A 12,746-nucleotide genomic window follows, 5' to 3' on the forward strand; every position below is an offset into this window, starting at 1 on the left:
ACAGGAGGTACGGGGATGGACGGAAGAGACTGGGGAACATTTTTACTGCCATACGATCAGGCGGTGGAAGAGCTTAAGGTCAAGTTCAAAACAATGCGTGCGGAGCTGAAAAAGCGCGAGGAATACGCTCCTATCGAATTCGTAACCGGACGGGTTAAAAAAATATCAAGCATCCTCGATAAGGCAAAGAGATTACAGGTTCCTTCTGATCAGCTGGAGACGGGAATCGAGGATATTGCAGGCATTCGCATTATGTGTCAATTTGTAGAGGATATTCGGCGGGTGGCCGAATATATCAGAAGACGTAAGGATTTGACCGTACTGTATGAAAAGGACTATATCACCAATTATAAAGACAGCGGCTATCGCAGCTTTCATATGATTGTGGAGTATCCGGTTCAAACAGCAGTGGGGCTGAAGATTGTGCTGGCAGAAATTCAAATCCGTACTTTGGCTATGAATTTTTGGGCAACCATAGAGCATTCTCTTAGCTATAAGTATCGTGAAAGCTTGCCTGATAATATGCGCACACGATTGAAAAAGGCAGCTGAGGCAGCCTTTGTATTGGATAATGAGATGTCTTCTATGCGTCTTGAAATATTGGAAGCGCAGAAAAAGTTCGAGGATGAAGCCAATATCGTTTCTAAAGTGCTAACAGGTATGCACCGGCTGTATTTCTACCATAAGATCAGTGAAACGATTGATGCGCAGCGCAGATTTAATGAACTGTGGGAACGGCACGACATGGAAGGAATCAAGCTGCTTCACGATGAGGTCAAAGAGATGCTAGAAGCCTCTACCAAGGAAGAAGACAGGGATGAGTATTAAATGGAAAACCTTTCCTACGAACCGCTGTACGTGACTTATTTGGTATACTTCAATCGGGATCGGGATTACTTTGAATGTCATGAGGTACTGGAAGAGCTGTGGCTTAAGCTGGACCGTGACCCTGTATATAAAGGCTTGCTGCAAGTTGCTGTAGGACTGTATCATTTCCGGAATGGTAACTATCGTGGTGGACATATGATGCTGAATAGTGCGGTCCACAGGCTGGAGCATGCTCCTTCGCAGGCGCTGGGCATTAATATGGCGAAGCTGGTGGACGAGGCGCGCGTTTGCGCCCGTCAGCTTGCTGAAGCAGTTATGACCGGTACGGAAGAGCTTCAGCACCAACCGCCGGTTTATCGGGATTTGACGATAGAAATCGTCGAGCCCGGGCTGCGCCGGGCCGTGGAGAAGGCATCGTCGTCCATTCCAGTCAACATCCCGCAGCAGAGAGGTCCTCGGCGTGGGGAAAAGCATGAGCAGCGTCAGCAGGCGCTGGCAGCTTCAATTAGGCGAAGACAGGCAACTGGAGGCTCAGGCTCTGTCTCGGCGGAAACGAAGGATGCGCCTTGAGTTTGAAGCGCATGATAAGCAAGCAGCCCGATCCGTTTATAAGGATCGGGCTGCTTTATCGTTTCAGGTGTGTGAACGTTTGACTAGGAGGTTACGTTCTTTTTATATTTCTCAAAGAAGGCTTTGAAATCGTCGAGTGTGTACCCATTGTCCGAAGGACTTTCCTTCAACCCGCCTACCATACGTTCCTTTTCCACGCCTTTTTCGTAATAAATGAGCGTAGGGGTATACTCAATCTTATACTTGTCCCAGCCATCCTCATACTCACGCAGATTAAATTCGTGCATCGTAATGTTCTCCTGCTTGCTCAAAGGCAAGAGCTTAGGGGTAGTGGCGCGGCAATGCACACAGTCGGACGCGAAATGATAGACGAAGAAGTTTTCCTTTTTGTCAATTTTACTCTGTAGATCTTCCGGCTTAATAATTTGCTGATAGTTCGGGTCATTTAGCAGCTCTTGAGTAGCAGGATTTAACGAGGCTGTGGAAACGCCATACAGCTTGTTTTTAGTGCCTGAATTTAAAGCGAGCAGTACTCCAAGCAAAATGACCAGCACAACAAAAAAGCCGATGACAGGTATAAGCTTTTTTTTGTTGGATTTTTGTGCGTTCAATGCAATCTCTCCTATCAAAATTCAAAATATGTAGCTATGAATCTCATTATTATACAACATTACAGATTGTAGTGAAAGTTTGTAAATCACACCGATATTGCAGGATAACAGGTTGAATATGGTACAATAAAATTTATTTTAAAAGGACAGGATGATTACGATTATGGGTGTACAGCTCCCCACAGCATTTGTAAAGCGCATGGAGCAACTGCTCGGCGACGAATTTGAAGCATTTATGACCGCCTATGACCACACGCCCCATGCCGGGATTCGCGTCAATACGTTAAAAATTCCGGTGGAGGACTTTAAGGAACGTTCTCCGTTCGAACTGCGGCCGATTCCATGGTGTGCCACGGGTTTTTACATTCCTCACGGTACGAAGCCGGGGTTACATCCTTACTACCATGCGGGACTGTACTATATACAGGAACCGAGTGCAATGTCTCCGGTTGAACTGCTCAATGTAGCTCAAGATGAAGCTGTATTGGACTTGTGCGCCGCACCGGGCGGGAAATCGACCCAAATAGCTGCCAAACTACAAGGAAGCGGCGTATTGGTGACCAATGATATTAGCGCGGACCGAACCAAAGCGTTGGCTAAAAATGTGGAATTGTACGGTGTGCGTAATGCCGTGGTACTGAATGAAAGCCCGGATCGAATCGCCGATGCCTTTCCTCATTTTTTTGACAAGATACTAATTGACGCACCTTGCTCGGGAGAAGGTATGTTCCGCAAAGATGAGGATATGGCAAAACAATGGGAAACGCATTCGGTGGATAAATGTGTAGTCATGCAACGGGACATTTTGCGTGTAGCGGCCTCGATGCTGAGCACAGGAGGGAGAATTGTCTATTCGACTTGCACCTTTGCACCAGAAGAAAATGAAGGAATGATCGCAGAATTTCTGGAGGCTCATCCCGATTTTGACGTAGTCCCTGTTCCATCGGAAGCAGGTTTTGCACCAGGCCACCCGGAATGGATGAGTGAAGAGGTCTCGGCATCACACCCCGAACTGCGGGGAACAGCACGCCTTTGGCCGCATCTCGTAGAGGGTGAAGGCCATTTTATCGCTGTGTTGCAACACCAAGGTGGTCGTGTCACTGGGACTGAAGATCACACTGAATCCGGGGATTTGACTCCATTTGAGGGCAAGAATGACAGGGCATTGAACATAGATGCAGCGTATCCACGGAAGAAGCAGTTTTTGTCCGTCAAGGAAGCACTGACGCCAAGCGGTCAAGGAAGACATGCGACTGGTGAGCCTAAACGAAGTGGAAAAGGAATGGACGGGAAGTCCGGTAAAGGAAAGTCCGCGCGCGGCTTGGGTGGCAATAAGTCTCGTTCTGGTAAAGAGAATGTAAAATCCGCTGCACGCTCCCCACAAGATGTGCTGGAGTCCTATCACCAATTTGTGAAGGATCAGCTGGAGGTGTCCTTTACAGGCTATACGGTGGTCTATGGAGATCGTATTTATCAGTCGCCATTGGCATCACATCGTTTGGACGGCCTTAAGGTGGTGCGACCAGGCTGGTTTATGGGTACCGACAAGAATGGTCGCTTTGTGCCCTCACACCCGCTGGCGGTGGCATTACGCCCTTCAGAGGCGGCTAGAAGCATTAATCTCTCCAGTTCAGATGCTGAGGCCATCCGGTATTTAAAAGGGGAGACCTTGTCCATCCCCGTTGAGAGAATGGCACTGCGGAACGAAGTCCAGCCCAAAGGCTATACTCTCGTGTGCATTGATGGTTATTCGGCTGGGTGGGGCAAATGGCAGGACGGCATGCTCAAAAATGAATACCCTACAGGTTGGAGGTGGACATCGGTATGAGTGGAAAAGGGAGACAAACGCAACGTTTGGATAAAGTTTTGACCCATATGGGATATGGCTCCCGTAGTGATATCAAGCGACAGGTGAAGCAAGGGATGATCACGGTAAACGGGAGGATCACCAAGGATAGCGGCTTACAGGTTCATCCATACCAGGATCAGATTGAAGTGAACGGGGAACGTGTTGTTTTTCGGGAGTATATTTACATCATGCTGCACAAGCCACCGGGCGTTATATCTGCAACCGAAGATACAAGGGAGCGGACGGTGCTGGATTTGCTGAGCGCGGAGGAACGACACTTTGAGCCTTTTCCAGTTGGACGCTTAGACAAAGATACAGAAGGGCTATTGTTGTTGACCAACGATGGTAAGCTAGCGCACGAACTACTTTCTCCACGGCGGCATGTCCCTAAAACATATGAGGCTACCGTATCGGGTCATGTCACGGAGGAGGATATTCATCAATTTACAGCAGGAGTGGAACTGGATGATGGGTATGTTACCCTTCCTGCACAGTTGACCATTCTTCGCCATGAACATCCGCTCCAGGCAGATGGGGAAGTCATTTCTTATATTTCACTTGTAATCCATGAGGGGAAGTTTCATCAAGTAAAGCGTATGTTCGAGGCGGTTGGTAAAAAGGTGACCTATTTAAAAAGAACGGCCATGGGCCCATTGAAGCTGGATGAACAGCTTCCGATGGGCAGCTATCGAGAGCTGACTAGCGAAGAATTGGCATGGATCGGCCGGGATATAGCATCTGCAACGTCAGAAGTTTGATGGGCAGATTAAATATAAATGACGCACAGGCTCTTATGAGATTCCTGTGCGTCATTTTATGATATAGACAACCAGACAGAGAATTATTCAAACTCAACGTTCAACACTGAATCGCAGTTTACGAATTATTGTGCGCGTGCTGCCCGACTCTTTTTCACTTCGGCTGCTGTATAAGCTGTAACCTTGTTTTTACCTGTCGTTTTGGATATGTACATCGCTTGATCGGCCTGCTTGACTAGTTCATCCGGGTTCATTTCCTTCTTCACTGTACTGTGTCCGACACTGATGGTGACAATGCTTTCTTCCGCGACCCGCTGGCGGATACGTTCTGCAACATGTCCAACCTTGGCACGTCGATCCACAACCATTGCGACCAGTTCCTCGCCACCGTATCGTCCGGTCAGTCCGATTTCATCCAGTTCATCCTCCATAATCTGTGCCACCTGTTTGAGTACTTCATCCGCACGAGCATGGCCCTGCGTATCATTCAACTTTTTGAAATTGTCAATATCGCAAAAAATGACCGACACGCGGATTCCTTGTTCCATATATCGCCGTAGTCGTCCCGAAAAATATTTACGGTTATATAGCCCTGTCAGGCCATCGGTGATGGAAGAACGGTAAATCCTTTGGAGCAGCTCCACAATCCGTTCAAACAGGATGAGGAATAACGTAGTGTAGTACAGCAATGGTAAAAATGACATATATAGGACTGTGTTTGATCTTCCAGCTTCTTCAGGGATGTCATTTCGCAGCCACAAATAGCCAAGCCAGAGCAAATACATGAATAAGCCCGCTACATACTTCTTTGGCTGTCCGATTCGTGGGGTGATGAACACAAGGCCCAGTATAAGTACCAGTACTCGATAAAACAGAGTGAACCCAACCAGTTTCGCTGCGCTGATCCAAGCGGGCAACAAACCTGCAGTCCAGGCAATAACCGGCAATATCAATAACGCACCCAGCAGCAGCAAGGTCCATGTCTGCAAGCGTTTCAGCTTCCGGTAGAGTTGAAATACGGCGGCATTGATGAGCACGAAGGCAGACGCCTCCAGCACATTTTTCCACACGATTCCTTGGAGTTGCATCTTGCCTGCGCCTGCTGAATAGAGATTCATGGCTTCATATGTCATAATAATAATAGCGGCAACCGAAAAAAGGATATAGGCTTTTTTTCGTTGTCTGCTATATATGATCACGCACATCAGTGCCATCATGAGTATAATATACAAACCGCAGGCTGCACTTACGGCCCCGGCCAGAGATGGGAAACCCAAGGTTCCCGATAAGGACAACAACGTCAACATCACCGACTCCATTTGCAAAAATAGTCAATCTATTGAACGGTTGATATCGTTCCGATACAATAGACAGGATTTATCCTATTTAAAATGTTATAATTTTCTTTTGTGACTAACATTTATTCTCAATATATCATCTTTCAGAAAATCCGGAAACCTATACATACAATCTGTGATCCGGCAGTTTAATGCTTGAAAGGGGAAGCACGTCATGAAATTGTTACAGGCTCTCTTTTTCCCACCCGAGCAACCGGGAGGCGTTTCATCCATGATTCCATATCTGCAAGAGCGATTTACATCCCCCCGTTGGGAAATGGAGCTATTTTCAATCCCTAAACGGATTCGTAACAAGGGTAGGGACGAAGTAACTTTTGACACCTTTGACTGGACGAGATATGAACAATATCCAATCGTTCAAAAATATATTCAGACGTACCGTGACTATTTATGGTGGACCCGGCTTCGTATTCAGAAGCCCTATGACCTCATTCATGCTCATCATCCGATTGCGGGAATCGCCATGAAAACTGTTTTTCCTGACATTCCGCTCGTACAGACGATTCACTCTTCCTATGAGAAGGAGTTAATTCTAAACGGGAAAATAGAGGAGAACGGGCCTGAACACCAATTCTTGGTGTCACTGTACGGGGAAATGGAGCAGAAGGCGGATCGCCTGATAGCGGTATCTCATTCTTTTCAGCATTACTTAACTCCTTACGTTCAGAATCCACAAGACATTGCAGTCATTCCGAATGGATATGATGAGAAGCGCTTCAAACCCATTCCACACGAAAATGAAGTGACACAGCTCATAACCGTTTGTCGCCTTGTTCCGGCGAAAGGACTGGATATTTTATTGCGGGCCTGTGCTGAACTTAAAAAAAGAAATCTGGATTTTGTGCTTCATATTATTGGAGACGGCCCGGTTCGCCCTGAGCTGGAAGAGATGGCGCGACAGCTCGATATATACCATGAGACGATTTTTTATGGATATACCCTTCATCCAGAAGAGTTTATGCCTTTCTTTGATGTATTTGTCTTGCCTTCTCGGGCGGAGGCCTTTGGTTCGGTATTTGCGGAAGCAGCGTTGAGTTGTCTGGCATTGGTAGGTACAGAAGTGGGAGGAATACCGGAGCAGATTGAAGATGGGGTAAATGGTCTGCTCGTGCCACCCGACAATCCGAGGGCACTGGCAGACGCATTAGAAAAGGTCATTGCTGACCCTGCCTATCGTTATGAGCTGGCTAGATCTGCCTGCGATAAAGCTAAATCAAGCTATTCTTTAAGTCGGGCGGTTAACGAGTTGAAGAAAATGTATTTGAAATTTCCACATTAACCATGACGAGTACCACCTGGTTTGGAATCGGAATGCCGAAAGCTGGAGCGAGGACGTGAGGAACGAAAAGGTCTCCTGCGTCCTGCTATGATCAGTTTACTAACCCACATCAGACTGAGCATTCCGAAAATAGGATAAAGGACAGATAACAGTGAACTGAAGCCGAACTGACTGATTAAAAAACAGGTGAGCATAATGAATAGTGTGATGAGCTTGGGCGAAATTTGGACATGCTGACGAATTTGCAGACTGACTCCATAAATGTCGGCTACAAAGGTACTGAAGATTTCCATGAAAATGAGTAGAATGTATATGATTTCGACAAAGGCACCCAGACGGTAAGCAATGCTTCCCATAGGGATTTCAAATTGCTGAATACCCGGCATATGTGCTGACATGGCAAAGTGTGCAGCCATCAGCATAAACCCGACACCAACTCCGCCCAAAACTCCGCCCCAGCGGATGGTTCTTCGGGAAAAGGTTTGGCTGCCAAGTGGTACAAGCACGGCTTGGGCCATAGTTAGGTTGAAGGACGTGTACAGCAGTGGAGAGAGCAAGGTTCGAAATGTACTGTGATCTGTCGTATTCGTAATAAAACTCTGAGGATTGGGCATGGAGAGCGTGCTGTGAACGAGCAGAAGAGACATAATGATCATCAAAGGGACAACTACGGTGTTCATGTGCAAGATGGCTTTAATGCCTTTACTTAGCAGCAAATAAGTACCAATCAGTGTAATAAGCAGTCCGGTTTGGTAATGCAGGTGAAGGTGCTCTACAAAAACAGAGCCGGCTCCTGCCAACATGACGCTGTTTACGCCAATCAGCACGATGAGTGTGAACCAGCTAATCCATTTCCCGGCATTGGCACCAAAAAGATGTTTGTTCAGGTCCTCGTAGGATTTGGCTGAAATGTCATGAGCGATCAGCATCATTTTCGTACCCAACCATACAAATATGATTGTGGATAGCATAATAGTGAGTGTAGCCCAACGACCATACTGCGTAAAAAATTGCAGAATTTCTTGTCCGGTAGCAAATCCGGCACCGACGATTGTACCGATGTATGTAAAAGCAATTTGAAAAACATGAATATTACGTTTCATCCCCAGTCCCTCCTTGCCTGCTTGAATAACGCTGCAGCGAGCATATAATACAAACTATGTTCAACTGAAATAGGACATGACTGGATGAGACTGAAAATAATTAAAGTGAATTAATGAATAGCTTGACGGGAGCGTAATTTATGGGTCAAATCCTTGCATGGATACTGGAATACGGATATTTGGCAATGTTCGGCTTGCTTGCACTTGGAGTAGCGGGTATGCCGATACCCGACGAAGTGCTAATGATCGCCTTCGGCGGGCTCGTGTCTCAAGGGCACTACAACTTCATTGCTGCACTGGCAGTCACATTTTTCGGTAGTATGACGGGTATGATGCTTAGCTACACACTGGGGCGTCTGCTGGGCAAACCACTTTTGCATCGATACGGAAAATGGGTGAGGCTTACGCCTTCTAGGATTGCCTCTTCTGAAAATTGGTTTGGGCGCTATGGTACCTGGGGAATCCTGTTTGGATATTTTGTCCCCGGCTTGAGACATGTATCCTCATATCTGGCAGGTACAACCCGTTTAGGCGTTTTCCGCTATATCAGTTATGCATCAGCAGGAGCTTTGCTGTGGTGCGGTACATTTTTGGGGATTGGACATGCGGTGGGCATGCATTGGGAGCAGGTGGCGAAACTAATGGAGAAGGTGACGCATCAGGTAGGGCTGGTCGTTATTCTTTTAATCGTTGCGGGAGGAATCACTGCATGGTTCTGGAACAAGCGTAAAAAAAATGTCACATGACCGCATGGAAAGCAGCTATAGCTTGAAAGCGGCGGGTGAAGTATGGTACTTTTACCGCATAGGATTGCCGTGGGAGGTCATGTAATGGAAGTATTAAAGAAACGAATTTTAAATGAAGGCGTGATTGCATCAGATCAGGTGCTGAAGCTGGATGGTTTGCTTAATCACCAGGTTGATCCAGAACTGACAATGGTAATGGGACGAGAGTTCGCAGCACGTTTCCGAGAAGAGAAGATTACCAGAGTAGTGACCGTGGAGTCCTCAGGCATTGCCATCGGGTTTGCGACAGCATTGGAATTGGGTGTACCGTTGGTATTTGCTCGTCGTAAAAAGACCCTATTAGCTGATCCAGACGCGCTGTGTGAACGCGTACCTTCGTTTACAAAAGGTATTGTTACGGATATTATGCTGTCTCGTCAATTTATTCACGAAGATGACCGTGTTCTGTTCATTGATGATATTATTGCTAATGGTGATGCGGCGCGAGGTATGGTTAAAATCATTCAACGCTCTGGAGCGGAGTTGGTTGGATTTGGTGTCGCGGTGGAAAAAAGCTTTCAGGCCGGAGCGAGAACCATCCGTGAGCAGGGTATTCGTGTAGAGTCATTGGTCAAAATTTCGTCGTTAGCTGACGGCAAGATTGAGTTTGCTGAATAGTAACAATTCAAAACTCCTGATCCTTATTTCTAATAATAACCTTTGCATGAGCTTCAATTTCGCTTATAATATAGATAAGGTTTTGGAGAGGAGGCAGCAACATGGGGAAAGAACAATTGACCGAACAGTTTTTTCTGGAAAAACTGGCAGCGGCTAAAGTACACTTTGAGCGTGCCTTGGATTGTAAGCATACGGAATTCGACGATTTGTATCCCTATATGATTGAACATCCTCAGTTTTTTTGGTATAAACGCTATGTGGCCTGGTCTGAGTTGTTGACGTTGGTTAACCTATGCGAAGAATTGTCCTTCTCTTGGAAAGAAGAATTTACTGCTCACCAAGTGGAGTATGTAGATCAGCGAGTGTTGTCTGCACAAGTGCTGGACTTCTGGTATGAGAAGAACGATACAAAAGAACATGATCACAGTGTGAATCAGTCGGGATAATTTGTCGCTCTGTTGGCAATCCATATAAGTAGTAAGAGAGAAGAGACCTAAATGATTCGTTTAGGTCTCTTTTTAAACTTTTTTCATGTATATAGAACCATGATCGTTATGTTAAAAAAGTGAATAAGGAGGGGACAAGGATGATTATGGACGAAGAATTGGATGCTTATCGACTCTCCGGTGAAAAGGTGCGTGTCGTACGCGATGGATTGGAGTCCAACGATGTTGTGGGCATTGTACTGGCATGGGATGAGGAACAGGTGCTTATTCGTCGCCAGAATCGACGTGTGGTCAAATTGGATCGCAGCTATACATACCAGTCGTTCAGCGAGCCGCGTCACAATCCGATAGATCTGGATTAGGAATGGGTTCTCAAATGGGTGTTGGATAAAAATAACTGGGTGATTCATTAGGCATACAGAAACTCTAAATCGGACACAGTAATGAAGGAAAATCCAACAGAGAGGACGTGCTGTGTCAATGACGGTTATGGACGAAAAAGTACATGCATACAAGGATCAAATCAGTCATTTGGAAGATCAGTTGCCCGAGGTAGTTCATGCATATCATCGCTTTACCGGAGAGTGCTTTCAAGCCGGCAGCCTAGATGAGAAAACCAAGCAACTGATTGCGCTAGGCATTGGCTTATTTGCCAACAATGAAGTATGCACGTTTTATCACGTGGACGAGGCGCGGTCCAAAGGAGCCAGTGATCAGGAAATTATGGAGACCATTGCTGTAGCCGCAGCAGTAGGTGGAGGACATGCTCTAAGCCAAGGGGTAACGCGTGTACAGAAGGCGTTGCAATAAGGCGAATCATTAATTGATGAGCTTATACTTCGTCATAGCGGTTATAGATCGATTTGGATATATGATGAATATGGAAAGGAGCTTCCGAGCACAGTTGGTGTCTGCGGAAGCTTTTTTCTTTTGCGTATTGGTTGTGCGGGGATTATGCTCTTCTGCTTGCGGCAAAAGCAGCAGGGCGAGACGTTTTACGCTTATAAGCCAAAGAGGATGTAACCAAACTTTGTTCAACGATGCGTAGAGGTTTGGATGTTGAATTGTTTGGTAATTCGGGGCGATGTTTCTCTAGTAAAGGAAGGGCAGCTGTATGGGGCATAGAGGTTGAGAGCCCGAGATATGCTCGCATCCGCTCATACATTTCTTTGCGGAACGCTGGCATTGCCATACTGAACTGCTCTTTATTGCCTTTACTTATATAGGTGGCGTGAACGCCGGAGTGGTTTTGTTGTATGTCCAGAACTTGAATGTGATATTTATTAAATTCATGTTTTATTTCAGACAGCAGGATCCCGGTACGATCTACACCTGCGTTAACCATTTCGACATAAAGATCAGGGGTTTTCAGCATACCGCTTTCTTCAAGAATTAGGCTGTCCCGCTCAAATACTTTTTGAATAAAGGTAAGGAGCAGATAACTTTTCACAAGAGACCATTCATGCTGAGTAGTATCTAAAGAGATCATTACCATTCACCGCCTTAGGAAAATGTGATGATAATTCATAACCGAATGAAAAAAAGAACCTTCGTTCCCGAGAACTTATGTTCTTATTTTAGTTTATTATTCCTTTTTTATCAAGAGGAAATTAACGAACATAAAAGGTTTGACATCTTGATATGAGCATGGTATGATCTATCTTGTCGCTAAGAAGGATTGATCTTTCGAGGATAAACGACAATTTATATGCGGTCGTGGCGGAATTGGCAGACGCGCACGGTTCAGGTCCGTGTGGTAGCAATACCGTGGAGGTTCGAGTCCTCTCGACCGCACCAATTTAACAATGAACGAGCTCTTGAGTTTCCTGTCGAGGAGATTCAAGGGCTTTTTGCATACTCGAAATTTGCAAGGTATTGCTCATTATGAAGTGTTCCTGGCGTGGTGGAGCTGGCCAGTCTGACGAAGGCGGCGGAGGCGCTGGGCTTCACGTAATCCGGCATCAGCCATACGATCAGCAGCCTGGAGCAAGAATTCGGCTTCCCGCTGCTCGTGCGCAGCCGTTCTGGTGTAGCTGACGGTGAACGGGAAACAGGTTCTTCAGCCCATCCGGGAGAATCTGAAATGGAATGAGCAGCTCAAGCAGCAGGTAAAGCGGGACCGGATGCTGTCGACTCACTCCACCGACCATCTGCTGAGTAAAGCCACTTATATGCCACAGGCCCAGATCGCCTACGAGGACTTCATCATTCCGAAGCCCGGCTCGGACTATGATGTGCAGCGGGTACTGGAGAAGGCCGGGATAAAGCTGAACATCAAGTTCTCCGCTGGGGATGATTATGCGATCATAGCTATGGTAGAGAAAGGCCTGGGCATCAGCATCCTACCGGAGCTGGTCACCCGGTTTCAGCATGAGCATGTAGCCATGCTCGAGCTGGAGGAGCACAGCTTCCGTTCCCTTGGCATCGCGGTCAACTCGATGAAATATGCTTCCCCTGCAACGCGGCGGTTCCTGCAGCATGTACAGAGCTGGTCGTCCGACCAGGAAATGATTTGAGTTGGTAAATAAGTGCAAAAAAGGC

General features: G+C 46.5%; 16 protein-coding genes and 1 tRNA gene. 13 read left to right on the forward strand and 4 right to left on the reverse strand.

From position 1 onward, the window contains the following. Positions 1-15: 15 nt before the first annotated feature. Positions 16-828 (forward strand): GTP diphosphokinase, encoded by an 813-nt coding sequence (yjbM, locus tag NLX78_RS01330; protein ID WP_023988035.1) that lies wholly within the window; start codon positions 16-18, stop codon positions 826-828. Further along, a complete protein-coding gene (locus NLX78_RS01335) occupies positions 829-1,398 on the forward strand; it encodes a DUF309 domain-containing protein (protein WP_250268018.1) in 570 nt (189 codons plus the stop codon). Positions 1,399-1,481: 83 nt separating this feature from the next. On the opposite strand, the gene NLX78_RS01340 is transcribed toward NLX78_RS01335, so the two are convergent. Beyond that, positions 1,482-2,009 carry a thioredoxin family protein gene (locus NLX78_RS01340; protein WP_013309735.1) on the reverse strand — a complete coding sequence of 176 codons (528 nt, stop codon included), beginning with the start codon at positions 2,007-2,009 and terminating at the stop codon, positions 1,482-1,484. Positions 2,010-2,172: 163 nt separating this feature from the next. On the opposite strand from NLX78_RS01340, the gene NLX78_RS01345 reads away from it, so the two are divergent. Next, entirely contained in the window at positions 2,173-3,837 is a 1,665-nt protein-coding gene (locus NLX78_RS01345) for an RsmB/NOP family class I SAM-dependent RNA methyltransferase (protein WP_250268906.1), read from the forward strand. Further along, entirely contained in the window at positions 3,834-4,616 is a 783-nt protein-coding gene (locus NLX78_RS01350; protein ID WP_254349424.1) for a pseudouridine synthase, read from the forward strand. The genes NLX78_RS01345 and NLX78_RS01350 overlap by 4 nt, the downstream gene beginning before the upstream one ends. 125 nt (positions 4,617-4,741) lie before the next feature. Here the strand turns inward: NLX78_RS01350 and NLX78_RS01355 are convergent, their stop codons facing one another. Beyond that, positions 4,742-5,923 (reverse strand): GGDEF domain-containing protein, encoded by a 1,182-nt coding sequence (locus NLX78_RS01355; protein ID WP_254349541.1) that lies wholly within the window; start codon positions 5,921-5,923, stop codon positions 4,742-4,744. Positions 5,924-6,128: 205 nt separating this feature from the next. Here NLX78_RS01355 and NLX78_RS01360 point away from each other — a divergent pair, with 205 nt between their 5' ends. Beyond that, the gene (locus tag NLX78_RS01360; RefSeq protein ID WP_235308040.1) at positions 6,129-7,253 is read left to right on the forward strand and encodes a glycosyltransferase family 4 protein; all 1,125 of its coding nucleotides are present in this window, start codon (positions 6,129-6,131) and stop codon (positions 7,251-7,253) included. Here the strand turns inward: NLX78_RS01360 and NLX78_RS01365 are convergent. After that, positions 7,250-8,356, reverse strand: coding sequence for a YkvI family membrane protein (locus NLX78_RS01365; RefSeq protein ID WP_028542811.1), 1,107 nt, complete (start codon positions 8,354-8,356; stop codon positions 7,250-7,252). The two genes, NLX78_RS01360 and NLX78_RS01365, sit on opposite strands and share 4 nt — an antisense overlap. Positions 8,357-8,496: 140 nt before the next feature. Here NLX78_RS01365 and NLX78_RS01370 point away from each other — a divergent pair, with 140 nt between their 5' ends. The 5 genes from NLX78_RS01370 to NLX78_RS01390 all read left to right on the forward strand — a co-directional run bounded on the left by NLX78_RS01370 (position 8,497) and on the right by NLX78_RS01390 (position 11,015). After that, positions 8,497-9,102 carry a DedA family protein gene (locus NLX78_RS01370; RefSeq protein ID WP_235308041.1) on the forward strand — a complete coding sequence of 202 codons (606 nt, stop codon included), beginning with the start codon at positions 8,497-8,499 and terminating at the stop codon, positions 9,100-9,102. Positions 9,103-9,186: 84 nt separating this feature from the next. Beyond that, positions 9,187-9,759, forward strand: a complete 573-nt coding sequence (locus NLX78_RS01375; RefSeq protein ID WP_254349425.1) for a xanthine phosphoribosyltransferase — start codon at positions 9,187-9,189, stop codon at positions 9,757-9,759. Between the two features lie 101 nt (positions 9,760-9,860). After that, positions 9,861-10,205 carry a hypothetical protein gene (locus NLX78_RS01380; protein WP_007429850.1) on the forward strand — a complete coding sequence of 115 codons (345 nt, stop codon included), beginning with the start codon at positions 9,861-9,863 and terminating at the stop codon, positions 10,203-10,205. A 140-nt stretch (positions 10,206-10,345) separates the two neighbouring features. Next, positions 10,346-10,567: a hypothetical protein gene (locus NLX78_RS01385; protein WP_061828588.1), complete on the forward strand. Its 222-nt coding sequence runs from the start codon at positions 10,346-10,348 to the stop codon at positions 10,565-10,567. Between the two features lie 118 nt (positions 10,568-10,685). After that, entirely contained in the window at positions 10,686-11,015 is a 330-nt protein-coding gene (locus NLX78_RS01390) for a carboxymuconolactone decarboxylase family protein (protein WP_013309744.1), read from the forward strand. A 142-nt stretch (positions 11,016-11,157) separates the two neighbouring features. Here the strand turns inward: NLX78_RS01390 and NLX78_RS01395 are convergent, their stop codons facing one another. Next, positions 11,158-11,694 carry a YhjD family protein gene (locus tag NLX78_RS01395; RefSeq protein WP_250268021.1) on the reverse strand — a complete coding sequence of 179 codons (537 nt, stop codon included), beginning with the start codon at positions 11,692-11,694 and terminating at the stop codon, positions 11,158-11,160. A 221-nt stretch (positions 11,695-11,915) separates the two neighbouring features. On the opposite strand from NLX78_RS01395, the gene NLX78_RS01400 reads away from it, so the two are divergent. The 3 genes from NLX78_RS01400 to NLX78_RS01410 all read left to right on the forward strand — a co-directional run bounded on the left by NLX78_RS01400 (position 11,916) and on the right by NLX78_RS01410 (position 12,721). Next, positions 11,916-12,002, forward strand: a tRNA-Leu gene (locus NLX78_RS01400). An 87-nt stretch (positions 12,003-12,089) separates the two neighbouring features. Then, entirely contained in the window at positions 12,090-12,242 is a 153-nt protein-coding gene (locus NLX78_RS01405) for a hypothetical protein (protein ID WP_254349426.1), read from the forward strand. A 2-nt stretch (positions 12,243-12,244) separates the two neighbouring features. Next, on the forward strand, positions 12,245-12,721 hold the full coding sequence (locus NLX78_RS01410) for a LysR family transcriptional regulator substrate-binding protein (RefSeq protein WP_254349427.1): 477 nt from the start codon (positions 12,245-12,247) through the stop codon (positions 12,719-12,721). The last annotated feature ends 25 nt before the right edge of the window (positions 12,722-12,746 follow it).

Origin of the sequence: Paenibacillus sp. Lou8.1, from assembly GCF_024213565.1 — a bacterium.
GTDB lineage: Bacteria > Bacillota > Bacilli > Paenibacillales > Paenibacillaceae > Paenibacillus > Paenibacillus polymyxa_B.

Excerpts from the sequence above, each read along its gene's own strand:
- yjbM (WP_023988035.1), top strand. The coding sequence starts at position 16 with ATGGACGGAAGAGACTGGGGAACATTTTTACTGCCATACGATCAGGCG.
- NLX78_RS01335 (WP_250268018.1), top strand. The coding sequence starts at position 829 with ATGGAAAACCTTTCCTACGAACCGCTGTACGTGACTTATTTGGTATAC.
- NLX78_RS01345 (WP_250268906.1), top strand. The coding sequence starts at position 2,173 with ATGGGTGTACAGCTCCCCACAGCATTTGTAAAGCGCATGGAGCAACTG.
- NLX78_RS01350 (WP_254349424.1), top strand. The coding sequence starts at position 3,834 with ATGAGTGGAAAAGGGAGACAAACGCAACGTTTGGATAAAGTTTTGACC.
- NLX78_RS01355 (WP_254349541.1), bottom strand. The coding sequence starts at position 5,923 with ATGTTGACGTTGTTGTCCTTATCGGGAACCTTGGGTTTCCCATCTCTG.
- NLX78_RS01360 (WP_235308040.1), top strand. The coding sequence starts at position 6,129 with ATGAAATTGTTACAGGCTCTCTTTTTCCCACCCGAGCAACCGGGAGGC.
- NLX78_RS01365 (WP_028542811.1), bottom strand. The coding sequence starts at position 8,356 with ATGAAACGTAATATTCATGTTTTTCAAATTGCTTTTACATACATCGGT.
- NLX78_RS01370 (WP_235308041.1), top strand. The coding sequence starts at position 8,497 with ATGGGTCAAATCCTTGCATGGATACTGGAATACGGATATTTGGCAATG.
- NLX78_RS01375 (WP_254349425.1), top strand. The coding sequence starts at position 9,187 with ATGGAAGTATTAAAGAAACGAATTTTAAATGAAGGCGTGATTGCATCA.
- NLX78_RS01380 (WP_007429850.1), top strand. The coding sequence starts at position 9,861 with ATGGGGAAAGAACAATTGACCGAACAGTTTTTTCTGGAAAAACTGGCA.
- NLX78_RS01385 (WP_061828588.1), top strand. The coding sequence starts at position 10,346 with ATGATTATGGACGAAGAATTGGATGCTTATCGACTCTCCGGTGAAAAG.
- NLX78_RS01390 (WP_013309744.1), top strand. The coding sequence starts at position 10,686 with ATGACGGTTATGGACGAAAAAGTACATGCATACAAGGATCAAATCAGT.
- NLX78_RS01395 (WP_250268021.1), bottom strand. The coding sequence starts at position 11,694 with ATGATCTCTTTAGATACTACTCAGCATGAATGGTCTCTTGTGAAAAGT.
- NLX78_RS01405 (WP_254349426.1), top strand. The coding sequence starts at position 12,090 with ATGAAGTGTTCCTGGCGTGGTGGAGCTGGCCAGTCTGACGAAGGCGGC.